Origin of the sequence: Undibacterium hunanense (assembly GCF_014284335.1) — a bacterium.
Taxonomy (GTDB): Bacteria; Pseudomonadota; Gammaproteobacteria; order Burkholderiales; family Burkholderiaceae_D; genus Undibacterium; species Undibacterium hunanense.
In genome coordinates, this window is the sequence record NZ_JACOGF010000025.1 from 1 (window position 1) to 19,869 (window position 19,869).

20 protein-coding genes are annotated in these 19,869 nt (G+C 50.3%); 12 read left to right on the forward strand and 8 right to left on the reverse strand.

Features of this window, described 5'->3' with window-relative positions; genetic code table 11:
- Window positions 1-266: 266 nt before the first annotated feature.
- Window positions 267-419, forward strand: coding sequence for a hypothetical protein (locus H8L32_RS26680; RefSeq protein WP_186950910.1), 153 nt, complete (start codon window positions 267-269; stop codon window positions 417-419).
- A gap of 112 nt (window positions 420-531) precedes the next feature.
- Here H8L32_RS26680 and H8L32_RS26685 read toward each other — a convergent pair whose 3' ends face one another.
- The 4 genes from H8L32_RS26685 to H8L32_RS26700 form a co-directional block, all read right to left on the reverse strand.
- Complete coding sequence (locus H8L32_RS26685) at window positions 532-1,056, reverse strand: carboxymuconolactone decarboxylase family protein (RefSeq protein ID WP_186950911.1); 525 nt, start codon at window positions 1,054-1,056, stop codon at window positions 532-534.
- 88 nt (window positions 1,057-1,144) lie between these two features.
- Complete coding sequence (locus tag H8L32_RS26690) at window positions 1,145-1,693, reverse strand: peroxiredoxin (protein WP_186950912.1); 549 nt, start codon at window positions 1,691-1,693, stop codon at window positions 1,145-1,147.
- Between the two features lie 150 nt (window positions 1,694-1,843).
- Window positions 1,844-3,757: a PAS domain-containing sensor histidine kinase gene (locus tag H8L32_RS26695; RefSeq protein ID WP_186950913.1), complete on the reverse strand. Its 1,914-nt coding sequence runs from the start codon at window positions 3,755-3,757 to the stop codon at window positions 1,844-1,846.
- 21 nt (window positions 3,758-3,778) lie between these two features.
- Window positions 3,779-5,113: an HD-GYP domain-containing protein gene (locus tag H8L32_RS26700; protein WP_186950914.1), complete on the reverse strand. Its 1,335-nt coding sequence runs from the start codon at window positions 5,111-5,113 to the stop codon at window positions 3,779-3,781.
- Window positions 5,114-5,285: 172 nt separating this feature from the next.
- On the opposite strand from H8L32_RS26700, the gene asd reads away from it, so the two are divergent.
- The 6 genes from asd to bfr all read left to right on the forward strand — a co-directional run bounded on the left by asd (window position 5,286) and on the right by bfr (window position 8,624).
- Entirely contained in the window at window positions 5,286-6,134 is an 849-nt protein-coding gene (asd, locus tag H8L32_RS26705) for an archaetidylserine decarboxylase (RefSeq protein ID WP_186950915.1), read from the forward strand.
- A gap of 307 nt (window positions 6,135-6,441) precedes the next feature.
- Entirely contained in the window at window positions 6,442-6,633 is a 192-nt protein-coding gene (hemP, locus tag H8L32_RS26710; RefSeq protein WP_186950916.1) for a hemin uptake protein HemP, read from the forward strand.
- Between the two features lie 27 nt (window positions 6,634-6,660).
- Complete coding sequence (locus H8L32_RS26715; protein ID WP_186950917.1) at window positions 6,661-6,999, forward strand: hypothetical protein; 339 nt, start codon at window positions 6,661-6,663, stop codon at window positions 6,997-6,999.
- Between the two features lie 13 nt (window positions 7,000-7,012).
- Window positions 7,013-7,252, forward strand: a complete 240-nt coding sequence (locus H8L32_RS26720; protein WP_186950918.1) for a (2Fe-2S)-binding protein — start codon at window positions 7,013-7,015, stop codon at window positions 7,250-7,252.
- 8 nt (window positions 7,253-7,260) lie between these two features.
- Entirely contained in the window at window positions 7,261-7,941 is a 681-nt protein-coding gene (locus H8L32_RS26725) for an energy transducer TonB (protein WP_186950919.1), read from the forward strand.
- A gap of 206 nt (window positions 7,942-8,147) precedes the next feature.
- On the forward strand, window positions 8,148-8,624 hold the full coding sequence (bfr, locus tag H8L32_RS26730) for a bacterioferritin (protein ID WP_186950920.1): 477 nt from the start codon (window positions 8,148-8,150) through the stop codon (window positions 8,622-8,624).
- Between the two features lie 206 nt (window positions 8,625-8,830).
- Here bfr and H8L32_RS26735 read toward each other — a convergent pair whose 3' ends face one another.
- Window positions 8,831-9,439 carry a glutathione S-transferase C-terminal domain-containing protein gene (locus H8L32_RS26735; RefSeq protein ID WP_186950921.1) on the reverse strand — a complete coding sequence of 203 codons (609 nt, stop codon included), beginning with the start codon at window positions 9,437-9,439 and terminating at the stop codon, window positions 8,831-8,833.
- Between the two features lie 264 nt (window positions 9,440-9,703).
- On the opposite strand from H8L32_RS26735, the gene purB reads away from it, so the two are divergent.
- Window positions 9,704-11,071: an adenylosuccinate lyase gene (gene purB / locus H8L32_RS26740; protein ID WP_186950922.1), complete on the forward strand. Its 1,368-nt coding sequence runs from the start codon at window positions 9,704-9,706 to the stop codon at window positions 11,069-11,071.
- A 163-nt stretch (window positions 11,072-11,234) separates the two neighbouring features.
- Here the strand turns inward: purB and H8L32_RS26745 are convergent, their stop codons facing one another.
- Window positions 11,235-12,428 carry a sterol desaturase family protein gene (locus tag H8L32_RS26745; protein WP_186950923.1) on the reverse strand — a complete coding sequence of 398 codons (1,194 nt, stop codon included), beginning with the start codon at window positions 12,426-12,428 and terminating at the stop codon, window positions 11,235-11,237.
- Window positions 12,429-12,742: 314 nt separating this feature from the next.
- On the opposite strand from H8L32_RS26745, the gene H8L32_RS26750 reads away from it, so the two are divergent.
- The 4 genes from H8L32_RS26750 (at window position 12,743) to H8L32_RS26765 (ending at window position 15,039) form a co-directional block, all read left to right on the forward strand.
- Window positions 12,743-13,279, forward strand: a complete 537-nt coding sequence (locus H8L32_RS26750) for a cytochrome b (protein ID WP_186950924.1) — start codon at window positions 12,743-12,745, stop codon at window positions 13,277-13,279.
- 37 nt (window positions 13,280-13,316) lie between these two features.
- Window positions 13,317-13,868 carry a YceI family protein gene (locus H8L32_RS26755; RefSeq protein WP_186950938.1) on the forward strand — a complete coding sequence of 184 codons (552 nt, stop codon included), beginning with the start codon at window positions 13,317-13,319 and terminating at the stop codon, window positions 13,866-13,868.
- A gap of 69 nt (window positions 13,869-13,937) precedes the next feature.
- Window positions 13,938-14,504, forward strand: a complete 567-nt coding sequence (locus H8L32_RS26760) for a YceI family protein (RefSeq protein ID WP_186950925.1) — start codon at window positions 13,938-13,940, stop codon at window positions 14,502-14,504.
- Between the two features lie 100 nt (window positions 14,505-14,604).
- Window positions 14,605-15,039 (forward strand): MarR family winged helix-turn-helix transcriptional regulator, encoded by a 435-nt coding sequence (locus H8L32_RS26765; RefSeq protein WP_186950926.1) that lies wholly within the window; start codon window positions 14,605-14,607, stop codon window positions 15,037-15,039.
- 218 nt (window positions 15,040-15,257) lie between these two features.
- On the opposite strand, the gene H8L32_RS26770 is transcribed toward H8L32_RS26765, so the two are convergent.
- Together H8L32_RS26770 and H8L32_RS26775 are read right to left on the reverse strand one after the other, a co-directional pair.
- On the reverse strand, window positions 15,258-18,347 hold the full coding sequence (locus H8L32_RS26770; protein ID WP_186950927.1) for an efflux RND transporter permease subunit: 3,090 nt from the start codon (window positions 18,345-18,347) through the stop codon (window positions 15,258-15,260).
- Window positions 18,344-19,669, reverse strand: coding sequence for an efflux RND transporter periplasmic adaptor subunit (locus tag H8L32_RS26775; RefSeq protein WP_186950928.1), 1,326 nt, complete (start codon window positions 19,667-19,669; stop codon window positions 18,344-18,346). Before H8L32_RS26775 ends, H8L32_RS26770 begins: the two co-directional genes overlap by 4 nt.
- Window positions 19,670-19,869 lie beyond the last annotated feature (200 nt).

Consider the following 19,869-nt stretch of genomic DNA (forward strand, 5'->3'; position numbering starts at 1 on the left):
GAACTGCCTTTGTTCAACTCCCTTGTACTCTCATTCTCTGGCAACGTGCCTCAGCCTTACTTGGGTGCTGAATAGTTACGGCGAAGCAAAGAAAGGAATTCGGCCGCCGGGCCGAGACCCGGCTTGTGTCCACGAAGGGCAATAGTCTTAATTAACGACGAAGGTATACAACGAACGCCACTGGGCTCCAGCCTTCGCTGGAGCGACGATATTATGAGTGCTGTAGATCGACGGACACCTTGCTGGCTCTACGAAAGGCAATCCCTTTGTATACAACACAAGCACGCAACGAACACCGCTGGAGCGCCAGCCCGGTGGAACGCCAGCCCGGTGCAGCATCAGACCGATGGATTTCTGCCTTCGCAGGCATGACGAAAATAAGATCACTGTTTATCGACAGCACCCCATCCTCACCCTAAGCCTCTCCTTGAAGGAGAGGGAATTTCAATCTGCAGAGCCTCCATGTCCCAAACTGCGCACAACAGACAGGGCACAGCACAACTGGCAAGCTGGCAAGCTGGCAGAATGTAGTTAGACAGTCTCAGCAGAGATAACCTGCGCTGCGGCATTGACGACCGCTGCAATCCGCCCCACATCCCGCAACTGCGTCGCCGACATGCCTTCCTTCTTCAACAATTCAAAATGTGATTTCACACAGAAATGGCATTTACCGATGATGGAAGCTGACAAGGCATACATCTCGAAGCGACGTTTGTCGACACCGCCGTTGGTCGCATAGGCATTCATGCGCAACTGGGCAGCCTGGGTTTTCAGGTCGGCATCATCAGCCATTTCCACATACGGATACCAGACATTATTCATTCCCATCAAAGCCGCTGCGGTCAGCGCTGCATTGATTTCTTCTGGTGTGATGGCGCCACTGGATTTGATGGCTTCAATGATCACGGTGCTTTTTGCAGCAAAGGCGGCTGCCAGTGCCACGCCTACCGCATCATTGCCTTCCAGACTGGAACGGGCAATTGTGCCATCGATGTTCAGACGGATATCCTTGGCGTAATCAGGGATGCGACTTTTAATTAAATTCAAGAATTCCATAGTATTTACCTATCAAAAAGTGGTTTTAAAACCCGCCGGAGCGGGTTTATTTTACATCTACAGCATTACCCTGACTTAGAACAGGTTCTTACAGAGTTGAGCCGCCTACTGTACGGTTGCATGGGCACAGTTCATCTGTTTGCAGACCATCCAGAATACGCAGGATTTCTGTCGGGTTACGGCCAACGTTGAGGTTGTTGACAGAAACGTGCTGGATGACATTGTCAGGATCAACGATGAAAGTCGCGCGCAGTGCAACACCGGCGTTGACATCACGTACACCCAGCATGTCTACCAAAGAACCAGTTGAATCGCCGAACGCATAGTGGTTCAGTTTGTCCAGGTCTTTGTGTTCACGGCGCCATGCCAGTTTGCAGAATTCGTTATCGGTAGAACCGCCCAGCAAAACAGCATCACGGTCAGCGAAGTCGCTTGTCAGTTTAGCAAATTCAACGATTTCTGTTGGGCAAACGAATGTAAAGTCTTTTGGGTAGAAATAAATGATTTTCCATTTGCCTGGGAACGAAGCTTCAGTGATGTCCTCAAATGCGGACACGCCATTTTCTTCGTGATGATTGAAGCCTGGCTTAGCTGCTGGGACTTTGAATGCGTCGAGTTTTTGACCTACGGTTTTCATTAATTTCTCCTGATTTGACATAAAGGTGAATGATGTATCCACAACGGAACAAAGCATATCACTATGAATTTTAAATATCCAATAGATTTTAACTACCATTCATTTAGTTAAAAGATATCTGATATCGCTATGCGTCCATTGGCGGCAAGCTCAACCCACTCTGTCATCACGCCGTTTGACGCCAGCCAGCAGGGTGAACCAGAACACGGTTCCTTTGCCGGCTTCTGTCTCAAAACCGATTTCGCCACCCATTTTTTCGACAAAGGTCTTAGTAATATTCAAGCCCAGCCCGGTACCACCTTGCTGCCTGGTATTGGTGCCATCTGCCTGTGCAAATTTCTTGAATATCTGTTCCCGGAATGCGGGCGGGATGCCTGGCCCTTTGTCGTGGACTTCGACTTTATAACTCCCGGATGTTTCAGAGATATGAATTTCGACTTCATCGCCTGTGGGTGAAAATTTGGCCGCATTCGACAGCAGGTTGGCAAACACCTGCATCACTCGCACGCTGTCGCCCATGGCCCATGCCTGTTCGGGGTGAGCCATGATGCGATAACGCACCTGCAAGGTCTGGGCATAGGCGGCATTGGCTTCAATGGCCTGCCGGGTAGCGGCGACCAGGTCAAACCGTTCAATATTGATGACCATCTTGCCGGATGCCAGTTTTTCCATGTCCAGGATGTCATTCACCAGGACCCCGAGACGCTGGCAATTCTTGTGTGCAACTTTAATCAGTTGCATGACTTTGGGAGACAAATCACCTGCAACGCCGTTTTCCAGCAAACCCAGGGCACCGCGTATTGATGTCAGAGGCGTGCGCAGTTCATGGCTGACGACGGAAATGAATTCGGATTTGATGCGGTCAGCCTTGCGCTGTTCAGTCAGGTCCAGCACAAAACCGACCCATTCTTCAAACGAACCTTCAAGCTGCGCCAGTCCGACCATGACGGGAATGCGTGCACCATCCTTGCGTAGCACTTCGCCTTCATATGGTTTCGCCTGGCCATGCAGGCGCACTTCCTGCAATGCCTTGTCATGGCTGGCATGGCTGTCTTGCGAAGCTTTGTCCAGCCAGTTCATGCCAGAATCGATAAATTCTGAACGCGTCACGCCAACCAGTTGCAACAAGACATCATTGGCTTCTGTCAGCCTGCCATTCAGGTTGCCCTGCATGATACCAATGAGGCTGGAATTGACCAGCCGACGCAGGCGTGATTCGCTGATCAGCAAGGCTTCCACCATGCGAGATTTCTCTTTACTGGCCTGCTGTGCAGCATCGCGTGCTGCGACCAGGCTGCGCTCGGCTTCCTTCATCTGGGTAATGTCGCGCAGGCTGTATACCCGCCCAACGCGGCGATCACGCAAGAATTCGGGCTTGGAAACGCAGACAAAAAAACGACCGTCTTTCAGGGTCATTAAATCTTCAGTTTCCAGGTTGGGATCATCCCTGACAGTTTGTAAATTGAGGAAGAAGCTGTCGGCATCCTGCAAGGCCGCTTTCAGATGCGCAAATATCCGGGTTTCGTCACGGCTGGCCAGCAAGTCATCCGGCAAATGCCACATGGCAGAAAAGCGTTGATTGAGGTTGATGATATTGCCCTGCAGATCGACTGACAGGATACCTTCAGCAGTGGCATCCAGCGAACTTTGCAGTTGCGCCACCAGGTGCACCTGCCCTTCGGCGACCTGGCGCCTGTGGGTAATGTCTTCGGCATGGATGACGTAATAATCCTGTCCCTGTTCACTGAAAACCGAGACGCTTTTTTCTACCGGGAAGGAGATGCCGCTACTTGTCAGCCATTCACTCTCGGCCACGATGCTTTGTGTCTCCATCGCATCACCATGCAATCCCTCCCAGAAAAATACATCCTGCAAGGAACATTCGATATAAGACAGGGCCTGCCCCAGCAAATCCGTGTGCGCATACGACAGCATCTGACAGGCAGACTGGTTGGCATCCACCACCGTCATCTGCTGTTTGTCGACGACAAGTATGGCGTCACGGCTGTGGTCTATCATATGCCGCAGCAAACCATTGCTCAACGTCGATGAGGGCTGTGACATACTGGTGTAGACGGTTTCCGGTTAACGTGCGCCAGGCAGGGGATTGCTCTGGGTCTTTTTCGATTGCGAATCAAAATAATAATTCACCCGCTTGCGTGGATTCAGGTATTCGTAAATAGCTCTTGGCAACAGTCCGGGCCGGATACTGGCACTGATGGACAGTTCTTTGCTTTCTTCTGCCAGGTCCAGAATGATGGCGTCTTCCTTGGGTATCTCTGCATCATACATCAGCACACGCGGGCGCAAAGGCTTGCCCACATTCACATTCATCACCAGACCGATGGCTTCATTTGACAGCCGCACCAGCGTGCCGGGTGGATAGACGCCCAGGCTCTTGACCAGCGTCGCCATCACCACCTGATCAAACTGTGTCCGGCGGTGAGCATACATGGTTGACAGTGCTTCATGCGGTGTCAAAGACAAACTATGATCATTATGATTGCATAAATTATCATACACATTGGCGATTGTCACGATACGACTGGGCATGCGTATGGCTTCGCCCTTTAAATGATGCGGATAACCACTGCCATCCATGAATTCATGATGCTGGGCAATAACATCCAGCACCGTTGCGGGCAGGCCGGCCTTCTGCCCCACCTCTACTCCATACTGGGTATGCAGTTCAAAGAAATTCTGTTCAGGCTTGGTCAGAGGCCCGGTTTTATTCAGGATATGTTCAGGCACATTCACCTTGCCCAGGTCATGGAACAGGGAAGCAATGCCCACGGTCTTGATTTGTGCTGGCGAACATTTCATTTCATGCGCCAGCATCATGGCCAGCACTGACACGTTCAAGGTGTGAAAATACATTTCTTCACTGCCTGCGGTCTGCTGTATCAGGTGCATGACAGTGTCTGTACCGCTAAGAAATACTTCGGCCATGCTGTCCACCAGCTTGCTGGCTTCCTGTATGGTTTCCGCCGGTTGCGAGAAGATCAGTTTATTGATGCTTTTAACGACTGTCGCCGCCTTGACGAACTTTTCTTCACAGCGGGCAATTTCTTCCCGCTGTTTTTGCAATTTCTCAAAACGCGCACGCTTGGCATCAATAATGCTGGCATATACCTGGCCAGCGGGTGCAGAGGGTGCAGCAGAGGCGGCCGGTACCGTCGCCGTGGGCACAGTCGTGGGGACGATGCTTCTGTCAACAGGCGTGGCCGACAGTGGGTCCGACTTGGACGGAAGATACCGCACATGCCTGAGCTTCAGACCCAGAAGTTCGTCGATCTGTTGCTGGCTGGTGATCTTGAACGAGTTCATGGGAAACGAATGTTCAAACCAGCTCAGATCGAGTTTGATGAACATTCCTATCCTGACCTGATCAATCACTATTAACTGGCTGTCATCGGACATGGGAGAAGAATTATAGATATTTCTTCTGACGATAGCATATGCACCCTGCATTTGCAAAAAAGTTGACCGAAGGAAATATTTAAGACAACGCTGAAACATGCACACAGAAAAATCGGCTTTATCCAAATGCAACGTTATAATCGCTGACTTGAACTTTTTGAGAGTGAATAACGTGTCTGATCGCCTCGCCGTCCTGCCCCAGTATCTGCTGCCCAAACAGGCATTGACCATTTTTGCAGGTAAAGTTGCCAATGCCGAAGCAGGCAAACTGACTACCCGCCTGATACAGTGGTTTGTTGGCAAATACCAGGTCAACATGAGCGAAGCCGCGAACCCGGACATCAGCAGCTATGCCAGCTTCAATGAATTTTTCACCCGTCCCCTGCGCGCCGGTGCACGCCCGCTGGCCGACAGTGATTTGCTGAGCCCGGTGGATGGTGCCATCAGCCAGTTTGGACCGATTAACCAGGGTCAGATATTCCAGGCAAAGGGCCATAGCTATACAGCCACGGCCCTGGTCGGTGGCGATGCCAGCCTGGCGGCATTGTTCAATGACGGCAATTTCGCCACACTCTACCTGAGCCCGCGTGACTATCACCGCATTCATATGCCTTGCGATGGGCGCCTTACGCGCATGATTTATGTGCCAGGCGCGCTGTTTTCCGTCAACCCGACTACGGCACGCGGCGTACCCGGTCTGTTTGCCCGCAATGAACGCGTAGTCTGCGTATTTGAATCTTCTTTCGGTCCTTTTGTGCTGACACTGGTTGGTGCCACCATTGTCGGCAGCATGGCGACCACCTGGCATGGTGTGGTCAACCCGCCACGCAGTGCAGAGGTGCGTGAATGGCGCTATGACGATCAGCAGATCGTACTGAAAAAGGGGGAAGAAATGGGCCGCTTCCTGCTTGGCTCCACGGTAGTGATGTTATTCCCGCAAAATAAACTGGCATTCAATCCGGACTGGGCAGCGGCAAAATCCATCTGCATGGGTGAAGCCATGGCGAACCTGGTAGCCTGAGTCATATATAGTAAAAAACAGTCCTCCCACAGGCTATATAGGGTTAACAGACCCGGGCCTGACAAGCATTTCATATTGATCATTCCATCTGGCAGCATACGCTGCCAGATCTGCGCATAAGCACCACACAAAGTTTCCCAAAAGGAAACATCTGCCTGAACCTCCTCAAATCTGTCCGACAAACTCTGGTGTTTTCCGGGGATAACTGCTGCACATCAAATACTGCATAAAAAACGCTTGCCAAACCTGAGCGAATATTCAATAATCTAAATAAGAATTGTTATCGTTTAGATTTGCAAGGTAAAATATGAGTACTAATGATGCTATTCAAGAATTGAAGCCGGGTTCGGTAACGATTGCTGTGCAACAGCAAAAGGTCATCCCCCGTCTCAAGAGCGCTGAACTGATGCAGCATAAACGTGAAGTTGAAATTGATCACGAAGGCCGGATTTATCGCCTGCGTATCACCCAACTTAACAAGCTGATTCTGACTGCCTGAAGCCGTTATTGACCGATGGAGCCAACTATGCCGGATGAAACGCTGCTGAATGATGACCCGTCTGTATTGGGGGACAAATCCAGGCAACCGGAATTGCTGGTTTCAGCGGTTTTACATCTGATGTCGCATTACACGGTCAGCAGTACGCAAAAGGATGCAGAACAGACCAGGACCCGGTTGGCATCTGTTATAGAGCGCCATCTGAAAGTACTGGCCAATTTACCGGATCTGGCACCGGTGCTGAAGGCGACCTGTCAGCAACTGTCAGAACAGTGGGCCAGCCTGGTGGAGAGAAAATCCCCACAGCAAAGCAAGATGCACAGGTTGAGCTGGTTACTGGCAGGTGCCCGAAGAGATTTGAATTAATGGAGCTGGTTTCATGATTGTTTGTGTTTGCAATAATGTCTCTGAGAAGAAAATACACCAGGCGGTTGCCATGGGTGTGACCACCATGTCCGAATTGCGCGAGCAACTGGATGTAGGCACCTGCTGCGGCAAATGCGCCGGCTGTGCCCGCAAGGTCATGCGCGAATGTATGGACAGCAATGCCAACAAATCATCCGGCCTGCAAAACTTCATACAGCAATTACATTTTCAGCCCAGCGTTCAGCCTGCCTGATATTTATCATGTCTACACTTACACTCAGTCATCATAACGGCCCTGCTCCCATTCCCAGATCACGGATCGTTTCTTTCACCGGCATTGTGCTGGCGCATCTGGGATTATTTTATGCACTCGAGCATGGCCTGATTTCGCATGCGGTACAAATACTGCCGAAAGAAGTGATACTGACCATGATACAGCCGCATGTCAGCAAACCAGAGCAACCACCGGCTCCTATCCCGACCAAAAAACTGACTACCTTGCCACCACCCATACCACTGGTGCCACAAATCACACCCGTCGTGGATATCCCGGTAGAGCAGCATCAGATCACGGTACAACCATCGCCACAAATACCACAACCGGTCGCTGCAGTTGCGGCCAAAGCAGAACCCAGCACGTCCATGGCACCACCGGCTGCGCCAAAACAAATCAGTGCGGTTGAATACCTGCGCCCACCACAGGCAGATTATCCGCCCATGTCACGTCGCATGGGTGAAGAAGGCAAAGTCACGCTGCGTATTCTGGTGAACGAAAAAGGCGTCGCCGAAAAAGTGGATATCCAAAAATCGTCCGGTTCCAACCGTCTTGACGAAGCCGCCAAGACCGCCATCCTGCGCGCCATTTTCAAGCCTTATCTGGAAGATGGCAAAGCACTGACCGTCATCGCCACCGCCACCATCAGTTTCACATTAAATAGTTAGACCTCAATCACCCCGGATAGAGTTCTAGTGCCGATATCAGAACAGACTACCCCAGAAAATCTCCCCATTTTCTGTCCGCAGTGTTCTGACGAATGACCGGCAATAACAGAGACAAGCTGCAAAATTTGCAGTTCTTGTCTCTTTTTTTTAGTACATGCACTATCATGTCGGTATGTTCAAAAGCAATTTAATGCGGAAGGAAAGCCATGAAAGGCGATGCGAAAGTCATCAAACTCTTGAATGCTCAGTTAACCAATGAACTGAGCGCTATTAATCAGTATTTTCTGCATGCTCGCATGTACAAACACTGGGGCTTTGAAAAAATAGCCAAGAAGGAATATTCCGAATCCATCGGCGAAATGAAGCATGCCGACAAACTGATCGACCGCATCCTGATGCTGGGTGGCCTGCCGAACCTGCAAGCCTTGCACAAGCTGATGATAGGCGAAGAAACTCAGGAAATGCTGCAATGTGATCTGAAGCTGGAAAACGCTGCACAAAAAACCGTCAAGGAAGGCATCGCCGTCTGTGAAACAGTGGGCGACTATGTATCACGTGACTTGTTCCAGACGATTCTGGAAGATACTGAAGAACACATAGACTGGCTGGAAACACAAATGGAACTGATAGAAAAAATCGGTATCCAGAATTACCTGCAGTCACAAATGTCTGAAGAAGAATAAGTCTGTTGTCACGCTGCGGACGGTAACAAAAACCGTAACGAGATTGATTCCGTTTATCGGAATCAATCAATGAAAACGGGTAAGGAATCGGGCAACTAAACGGGTAACAAAAAACAGAAAGGGATGAGGCTTGCGCCTCATCCCTTTCTACATTTATTTTGCTGTCTTATGTTGCTGTCTTATGTTTTTTTATGCCATGCACAAATTTACTGCGGCAAGGTGTCCTTGAACGAAGCACGCTCCGACAATTTGTCGAATAATTTGGCCAGATTCGGATAGTCGCCACGCCAGTCAATTTCCGGAAAGCGGAAGCTCAGCCAGCCCAGTGCGCAGGCAACGCTGATATCTGCCAGCGTCAAATGGGTGCCGGAACAGAACGGCGCATCACCCAGACCACTGGACATGGATTTCAGGCCAGACAGGATCTTGCTCATTTGCCTGTCCATCCATGCCTGGCTTTGTTGCTCTGGCGGGCGCTGGTTTTTTTCCAGGCGAATCAAAACAGCCGCGTCCAGTATGCCATCTGCCAGGGCTTCCCAGCATTTGACTTCGGCACGTTCACGACCATGTGCGGGGATCAGTTTGCCAACCGGTGTCAGCGTATCGAGGTATTCAACGATGACGCGTGAATCAAACATGGCACCGCCATCTTCCATCAAGAGGCAAGGCACTTTACCCAGGGGATTGGATTGCTGAATAGTGGTATCAGCCGCCCACACATCTTCCAGCAGGAAAGTGTAGTCAAGTTTCTTTTCCGCCATGACGACGCGGACTTTTCTTACAAAAGGACTAGGAATGGAGCCAATTAGTTTCATAGGAATCTGATAGAAGGTTTAGCGCGGATTATAGCATTGCACACATGGAATCCCATGCGGGGAGAAGGCCACTTGCATGTCGGTAACAAGCAAGTGTTTATGCGGTTTAAAGACAATCAAATGGTAAAATCGCATATTCGGCACAAAAAAACCCGTTTTTAATCTACAAAAATTAACTTTTGCAAAACAACAAATGTTTGCATAAATTAAATTATTGTTGTTTTTTGCGCAAGCCTTTCTGTTTTTCTTCTACTTTTGTCCATCATGTCCCTATCTTCACTTTCTGCCCTTTCCCCGCTCGACGGCCGCTATTCAAGCAAAGTGGATGCCTTGCGCGCCACCCTGTCGGAAGCTGGCTTCATGCACCATCGCGTCAAAGTCGAAGTGTCCTGGCTACAGGCCCTGGCACAGGCTGGTTTCGATGAAATCAAGGCGTTTTCTCCCGCAGCTAATGCGTTGCTGGATAAACTGGTTGCCGAGTTCTCTGAAGCCGATGCACAACGCATCAAGGATATCGAAGCCGTCACCAATCACGACGTCAAAGCCGTCGAATACTGGCTGAAGGAACAAGTCAAGGATGTGCCGGAACTGGTTGCTGCCAGTGAATTCATTCACTTTGCCTGCACGTCCGAAGACATCAACAATACCTCGCACGGCATGATGCTGAAAACCGCACGCAATGATGTCATGTTGCCGTCGCTGCGCAAGCTGATCGCCCGCTTGACTGAGCTGGCACATACGAATGCTGATGTCCCCATGCTGTCACGTACCCATGGCCAGGCAGCCAGCCCGACGACCCTGGGCAAGGAAATGGCCAACGTCGTTGCGCGCCTGCAGCGCGCCATCAAGCGCATAGAACAGGTTGAAATTCTGGGCAAGATGAATGGCGCAGTCGGCAATTACAATGCTCACCTGTCAGCCTACCCACATCATGACTGGGAAAGCTTTTCCAAAAACGTTATCGAACAACGTCTGGGCCTGGTCTACAACCCTTACACCATACAGATAGAACCGCATGATTACATGGCTGAGATGTTTGATGCCTTCGCCCGCGTCAATACCATCCTGCTGGATCTGAATCGCGATATCTGGGGTTATATATCAGTTGGTTACTTCAAGCAAAAAACCAAGGCGGGTGAAATCGGTTCTTCCACCATGCCACACAAAGTCAATCCTATCGACTTTGAAAATTCCGAAGGCAATCTGGGCCTGGCCAATTCACTGCTGCGTCACCTGTCAGAAAAACTGCCGGTATCACGCTGGCAGCGTGACCTGACTGATTCCACCGTGTTGCGCAATATCGGTGTGGCCTTTGGCTACACCCTGCTGGCCTACGACAGTTGCCTGCGTGGTTTGAACAAACTGGAAACCAATCCTGAACGCCTGGCCGCAGACCTCAATGCAACCTGGGAAGTATTGGCTGAACCGGTACAAACCGTGATGCGTCGTTATGCGGTTGAAAACGCTTACGAACAATTGAAAGAACTGACACGCGGCAAAGGCATCACCAAAGAAGCCTTGCAAGAGTTCGTCGAAGGTCTGGCGATCCCACGCGATGCCAAGGACTTGCTGCTGGCAATGACACCGGCAAACTACATCGGCATCGCTGCCAAACTGGCGAAAGCGATTTAAGACTTATAGACCAAAAAGCTCACCACAGAGGCACAGAGACACAGAGAAAAGCAGGAGAGAGCAAAGAAAACGTAAGGTATGGCAACATTGCTTTTTCTCGATTTTCTCTGTGACATCTCTGTGTCTCTGTGTCTCTGTGGTTAATGGTCTTAAGCAAAACCACTTACTTCTGTGAACGGAACGGGAACATCAGTTGTTTCACGAAACCGTCAGGCATATAGTCACCCTGCACGCCATACTTTTCCGGAAAGCCTGTTTGACCCTTGATCGCCGTGCCAAACAAATGGTCGAGGAAGGCATAATGTGCTGCATAATTCTTGTCGATGGCCACGTCATCCGATGAATGGTGCCAGTGATGGAAATCCGGCGTCACGATCACATATTTGACCGGGCCCCACGGCAAGTGCACATTGGCGTGATTGAACACTGCCTGAAAACCCACCACGATGATGTACCAGTCCATCACGGTCTTGTCGAAGCCCAGTACATACAAGGCACCAAGCACGCCAACCCGCGTAACAATCAACTCCAGGATATGCTGACGTGAACCGGCCAGCCAGTCCATGGTCTTGGCCGAGTGATGTACGGCATGGAAGCGCCATAAAAATGGAATTTCATGATACGCCCTGTGGGTCCAGTACTGCACCATATCGGCTGCCAAAATACACAATAGCAATTGTGGGAAGAAATAAATCGACTGCACAAATGCGCGCACGCTGTCATGCGCCATCCAGCCAAACAGTTTGTGAATGGCGAAATTGACGGTTAGCAAAGCCAGACCAACGATGAAATGATTGACGGCGAAATGCACCATATCGGTTTGCCATTCACGCCTGAAAATCAACTGCCCCTTATACAGCGGGAAGATTTTTTCTATCGCTACGAAAATAATGGTGGACCCCAGCAAATCAAGGATGAACCAGTCCAACCCGATGTAAGGCGTGTGATCAGGAAAATCTGCCACCGGCACATGTGAACCACCCAGTGCCAGGCTGGCCAGCACCAACATGCCGGCAACCCCATTCAAGCCACGACGGCGCTTGAACAAGACATTGAGCAGGCTGATAACACCGGACAACAGCAAGGCCGCAAACAGGATATGACGGATCAGATCAGGTGAATACTTTTGCCTGAGTTCGGGTGTGGTCAGGTATTGCGGAAAATGAAAAGCCAATACGCCAAGCAGGCACAAAAAAGCCAGCGTCAATGCCAGCACACCACTGGCCAGCCCGGTACCGGGCTGCAGCGGCCCGCTTTGATCCAGCAAATCCGTGGTTTCACTGACGGCATTGCTGACATTTCCCAGCACGGACTTTGCAGGCTCAACCAGTTTTTTTTCAAGAGTTTCAGATTTCATGATAGCCATGATGAAATTAATAACATGGCCCTATGATAATGGACTTGCCTGATCGCCCGTAAAAAAGATTGCTGCAATTTGTAAGGCAATTTTGAGGTGCGCGCAGTGAAGCGACGAGTCAGCAAATCAACAACTCAACAAGTTGGTAAAAAAGTATGACGAATGCTGCTTATTTTTGCAACAAGCTCATACTGTGACTACTATGGTGTAATTGCTTGCTGCTGGAAAATAAACTGCACTTCAGCAGACTTTACTTTTTTTTGCTATATTAGTTCTACTTAGAACTAATTATCTCTTTCATCAGAGGAGCCCTCATGCCAGCAACGTACAAATACTCCAATGTCAGCATTGTTCTGCACTGGCTCATCGCGCTATTGATTATTGCCGCTTTTGCACTTGGCACCATCATGACCGACATGAAGTTCAGCCCCACCAAACTGCAATATTTTTCTTATCATAAATGGCTGGGTGTGACCGTGCTGGCGCTAGTTGCCATACGTTTGCTAACACGTCTGTTTAACAAGGCGCCGCCCTACCCGGCCAATATGGGCAAGTTGCAAACCCAGGCTGCCAATGCCACCCATATCCTGCTGTATGTATTGATGTTTGCCGTGCCACTGTCCGGCTATTTTTATACGCTGGCTTCTGGCTACCCTGTGGTGTACCTGGGTCTGTTTCAATTGCCGGTACTGATGGGTCCCAATCCAGAACTGAAAGAGACGCTGAAAGAGCTTCATGAAACTTTGAACTATGTGATGCTGGCGCTGGTCTTGTTGCATGTAGCTGCTGCACTGAAACACCATTTCATCGACAAGGACGGGCTCTTGAATCGCATGCGTCCCGGTCATTAATTCACTTTTATCAGGAACACCTATGCCATCACCTACCATGAAGAAAATTCTGTTATCCAGCGCAGTTGCGCTGGCCATCATCGCTCCGGCCATGGCCGCCGTCATGAAACTCGACAATGCAAAAAGCAATGTCAGTATCGTCTTCAAGCAAATGAATGTGCCAGTCGATGCCAAGTTCAAGAAATTTACTGCCAATATCGATTATGACGCCGCCAAACCAGAAGCATCCAAGGCAACGGTTGATATTGATGTCACCAGCTTTGATCTGGGCGATGCTGAATACAATAAGGAAGTCTTGAAAAAAGAATGGTTCAACGCAGCCCAGTTTTCCAAGGCCAGCTTCGTTTCCACGTCCATGAAGGCGGGCGCAGCCGGCAAGCTTGATGTCGTCGGCAAACTCAGCATCAAAGGCAAAACCCTGGATGTCAGCTTTCCGCTGAGCGTCAAAAAAGAAGGCAATAATCAAGTGTTTGACGGTAGTCTTCCTATCAAACGTCTCGCTTTCAATATCGGCGAAGGCGAATGGAAAGATACAGGCATGGTTGCCGATGAAGTACAAATCAAGTTTCACGTAGTCACCACCCCGTAAGCCCCGACGTAACACCAAAAAGATTGCGTCACATTTTTTTATATTCATTTTCCAGACCAGGAGTAACACATGAAAATCACCCAACTTATCGCCGCCGCTATGCTGATCAGTGCAGCACCTGCTTTTGCACAGACTTACAATATTGAACCAAACCATACTTACCCAAGTTTTGAAGCTGACCATATGGGCATCTCCGTATGGCGTGGCAAGTTCACTAAAACATCTGGCAAAATCGTTCTGGATCGCGCAGCGAAAACCGGTACAGTGGATATCACTATCGATGCCAGTTCCATCGATTTCGGTCATGAAAAAATGAATGAACATGCAAAAACCAAAGACTTGTTCAATGTTGCACAATTCCCGACAGCGACTTACAAAGGTACATCCATCAAGTTTGATGGCGATACACCTGTTTCTGTCCAGGGTGAACTGACTTTGCTGGGCGTGACCAAGCCAGTGACACTGACCATCAACAAGTTCAAGTGCATCCAGCATCCTATGTTCAAGAAAGAAGCTTGCGGTGCTGACGCAACTGCAGAATTCAAACGTACTGACTTCGGTATGAATTTTGGCACACCACGTTTTGCACCAGAAGTAAAACTGGCGATCCAGGTAGAAGCTATCAAGGCTGACTAATGAAGCTGGCAAGCTGAACAGGCAAGCCAGAAAGCTGTAACTTTGCTCCCAGGTTTGATCCGCCGAGGTGGATCAAACCTTCAACACTTCGATTCTTCTTATGGGTGAACGCTACCTGCGCAGCATACGATTACTGTCTGAATGCATGCAATTATTTGAGCAGTCCTCGACAAGGACAGTGCGCAAACTTGGCTTTACGCATTCTCAATTCGATATCATTGCGACTTTAGGCAATACCCCCGGCATGACCTGCAAGGAACTGGGCGAAAAAACCCTGATCACCAAAGGCACACTGACCGGCGTACTTGATCGCCTGGAACAAAAAGGCCTGGTACAGCGTGAACGTGGCAACGATGACCGGCGACAATTGTTTGTCAAACTGACGCCCTGTGGCGAAGCTACATTTGATGATGTCTTCCCCAAGGTTGTACAAAACGGCAAGCTGCGTTTCAATACCTATACGGATGCAGATTACCTGCAACTGGAAACTGCACTAGGCAAATTGAAACAGCATCTGATCGACGACAGTCAGTAGAACTCATTCATACCAATCAGCAGGCAACAGAGAGCTTCTCTGAGAGAAAATGCCTGCACACTGCTGCTTACACAGTGTTGCATACACCCACTCTCACTCTTTGGTAGTGCCAATCACGTATTTGAGATGCCAGCCTTTACTCGCACAACGCAGTGCGGATAAAGGCTTACAGGCTTGCAGACGTGCAAATCCCAACGGATATTGCACAAGTGAAGGTATTAATTCAGGCTATCACCGACGATAGGCCCTTTGCCACTGAAACGGTCGAGTGCCAGATAAATCACCGGTGTAATGAACAGCGTGATTGCCTGCGAAAAGATCAGGCCACCCACTACCGCCAGGCCCAAAGGCTGGCGCAATTCAGCACCGGCACCCAGACCCAACGCAATCGGCAAGGCGCCAACCAGCGCAGCCAGGGTCGTCATCATGATGGGGCGGAAACGCTGGATACAGGCTTCACGTATTGCCTCAGTCGGTGTCATGTTGTGATGCCGTTGCGCATCCAGCGCAAAGTCAATCATCATGATCGCATTTTTCTTGACGATACCGATCAACAACAAGATACCTATCGTCGCAATCAGGGTCAGGTCTTCACCAAACATCTGCAGAGTCAGCAAAGCACCAACTGCTGCGGATGGCAAGCCAGCCAGAATGGTAATCGGGTGGATATAACTTTCATACAGCACACCCAGCAAGACATAGATCACCAGCAAGGCAGCAACGATCAGAATAATCTGACCGGACTGTGAATCCTTGAACACCGCAGCATCGCCACCATAGGTGGTAATAATGGACGAAGGCAGTTTGATTTCATCGCGGTATTTCTCTATGCGGTTAGTCGCCTCACCCAGGGCCGTGCCGGGTGCCAGATTGAAGGACACTGTCACCGCCTGCAATTGCCCGACGTGATTAATCGCGGTCGGCCCTACGGTACGTTTGACCGTTGCAATACTGGACAAGGGCACGAGCGTACCGGTATTGCCGCGTACAAAAATCCCATTGATGGCGCTTTCATCCTTCTTGGCGTCAGGCTCGACTTCCATGATGACCTGGTAGCTGTCGACATTGGTATACATGGTCGATATCTGGCGTTCACCAAAGGCGCTGTAGAGTGCAGAACGTATGCTGTCCATGCTCACGCCCAGCGCATTGGCACGATCACGGTCAATATCGATACTGGCCTGCAAGCCTTTCAGTTGTGAATCAGTGGTCACGTCCTTGAAGCCTGGGTCTGTACGTAATTTCTCTTGCAGCTTAATGGCCCAGTCACTCAGCGCCCCCGCTTCCACACTTTGCAGGATGTACTGATACTGACTCTTGCTGGGGCGGCCACCCAACTGCAAGTTCTGGGTTGGACGCAGGAAAACGGCAATCCCAGGAACTTCATTGAGTTTCTTGCGCAAACCGTCGACCACATCCTTCATGGGCTTACGTTCACTACGCGGCTTCAGATTGACGAACATGCGACCGGTATTTTGTGAACCACTGCCACCATTAAATGAGGTGGCGGTTGCCACGTTCGGGTCATCCCGTATGATCTTGGCGACCCTGTCCTGCAGGCTCACCATGGCGGGGAAAGATGTTTCTTCTGAAGCCTCGGTCGAGACATTGATCTGACCGATATCTTCTTGCGGGAAGAAGCCCTTGGGGATGACATTGAACAGATAAGCGGTGGCAGCAAACGTCGCCAGGGCAATCAGCAACACCAGTTTGCGATGGCGCAATGCCATGTCCAGGCCACTGGTATAGCCACGCAGGGATGCATTGAAACTGCTTTCGAATATATGCAACATGGCAGCCACTGCTTTGGGTGGCTCTTTCAACTCATGTTCGCTTTTCAAAAAGCGGCTGGCCAGCATAGGTACCAGCGTCAGTGAAACGAAGGCTGAAGCAACGATCGCCAGACTGACGATAACAGCAAACTCATGGAATAGCTGCCCAATGACGCCAGGCATGAAAAAGATGGGGATAAACACCGCCACCAGCGAAGTGGAAATCGAGATAATGGTGAAGCCCACTTCACGCGAGCCTTGCAGCGCGGCCTTGAACGGAGGTTCACCATTTTCCACATGGCGCATGATGTTTTCCAGCATGACGATAGCATCATCCACCACCAGGCCAACCGCCAGCGTCAACCCTAGCAACGAAACATTATCCAGCGTATAACCAAAGCCCCATAGCAGCGCAATAGCACCAATCAGGGATACCGGCAAGGACAGCGTGGGAATGATGGTCGCGACCATGCGACGCAAGAACAGGAAGATGACAATCACCACCAAAAAGATGGTCAGCAGCAAAGTCAGGTTCACATCATGCAAGGCATCGCGAATGGAGATGGACCTGTCATTGATCAGATTCATTGTGACCGAAGCTGGCAACTGTGCCTTGAAGCCTGGCAAGGCAGCCCTGATGGAATCCACTACCTTGACGGTATTGGCATCAGTCTGTCTTTGTATCGCCAGCGTAATCGAACTTTCGCCATTGAAATTGGCGTTGGTTTTGACTTGCTCATAACTGTCTTCAACTGTTGCCACCTCACGCAGGCGCACGACTTGTCCGCCTTTATTACTGACCACCAGATTGGCAAATTCTGCAGCACTCTGCATTTGCTTGTTGGCCAGCAAAGTCAGTGTTTGCTTGTCACCATCCAGCGTGCCAACCGGTGTATTCGCATTCGATGTACGAATGGATGCAGACAATTCATCCAGCGTCAGATTACGTGCCTGCAAGGCATCTGGCATGACGCGTATGCGCACGGCATAACGTTTGATACCAAAAATATTCACCTGGGCTACGCCTTCCAGTGTCGACAAGCTGGGCGAAATCAGATGCTCGGCATAGCTCGTCAGTTCAGACAGGCTTAAAGATGGTGATGTCAGGGCAATGAACAGCACTGGTGCATCAGCAGGATTCACCTTGCGATATGAAGGTGGCGACGTCATGTCCACCGGCAACGAACGCTGCGCACGCAGCAATGCAGCCTGCACATCCACGGCAGCGGCATCAACATTGCGGTTTTGGTCAAATTCCAGCGTCAGCGAAGTAGAACCCAGGGTATTGCTGGAACTGATGATCGATAAACCGGGTATGGTGGCAAACTGCTTTTCCAGCGGCAACGCCACCGAGGTTGCCATGGTCTCAGGACTGGCTCCCGGCAAGTTGGCATTGACGCTGATGACGGGTGTGTTATAGCTTGGTAAAGCCGCGATGGGGATATAACGATATGCCAGAACACCTGCGACGACGATGGACAGGTTCAGCAATACCGTCATCACCGGACGGCGTATGAACAGCTCGGACAGATTCATGATGCACTCGCTGCAGATGCGGTAGATGCTGCAGATGCAGCACTGGCAGGAGCATCAGGCTTGCTGGCATTCTTGCCTGCCTGGTCGCCTCCCTTATCACCCCTATCACCCTTGTCACCCTTATCTGCTTTTTCGCCCTTACCCTTGCCTTCTTTGCCTTCTTTGCCATCGCCATTGCGTTCCTTGACGCTGACACCAGGACGCAGGTTCTGCTTGCCATCGAGGACGACTTTGGCACCGGCATCTATGCCTGTAACGACAGCATCGGTACCAAAACTATTGGTGACCACCACTGGTTTCATGACTGCCTTGCCTTCGGCATCGATGATATATACCGAACTGCCACGGGGGCCAACAATGACGGCATCCTGCGGCACCACGACCACATCTTTCAAGGTCTGTACACTCAGTTCCAGATTGGCATAGGCACCAGGCCAGAGTTTCAATTCCTTGTTGTCAAACACCGCCTTGACCTTGATGGTACCGGATGCGGCATCCACGGCATTATCGACGAATTGCAATTTACCTTTGAACTTGATGGTCGTGTCCGGCAAATTGGCCATGACATAACTGTCACTACGCCTCATGCTTTCCAGCGCATCCGGCAAATTGCGCTGTGGCAGCGGAAAGCTGATCGCGACCGGATCCATCTGGGTAATAGTAACCAGTGGTGTCGCAGTTGCGGGCTGTACCAGTGAACCTGGGAAAACGCTGATGATACCGGTGCGACCCGCCGAAGGTGCAAGAATACGGTTATAGCTGAGTGCAACACGGGCAGCATTAACTGCTGCCTTGTCCGACGTAATCACAGCTTGTTGTGTATCAACCTGTGTCTGGCTGGTATCGGCTGCACTTTGTGCGACGAATTTCTTACTGACCAAATCATTGCTGCGTGCAAGCTGGCGCTGATAATCTGCCATTGTTGCCAGATCTTTATCCAGTTGCGCCTGTGCTTTTGCCAGATTGACTTCGTCTGCACGACTATCCAGCGTGAACAGGACATCGCCCGCTTTGACAAACTGTCCTTCCTTGATATGCACCCTGGCGATGGTGCTGCTGACTTGCGGACGGATATCTACTGTATTCAATGCTGCTACTACGCCATTTGCGGTAATCCGGACATCATAGTCACGCTTTTGCGCGATGATGCTGGAAACACTGACGGGACGGTTTTGTGCAGCACCAGCGGTGCCATTACCGCTGCCAGCTTTTGCAGAAGCGCCTTCGCCACCCGCTTTGCCAGAGGGTTTGAAGTAAGTGTAGGCTGCGCCACCAATGGCGGCCAGAGCAACAACGATAATCAGGGTTTTGAATTTGCTCATATTATTTTTATCCAGTGCAGGGGCGCTAAGAGGTTATTGCAACATCAGGCTGACAAACTGTTTTCCTGCCCAATTGACTGCCGCGCAAGCACAGGCGATCTGACCATTTTTACCATTTGCCTTGCAGATGGCGGTGACAGGAAGACATTTTGAATTGCAATTGCTTCTAAGACTCAAATCAACATCAAAAGTTCAGAACC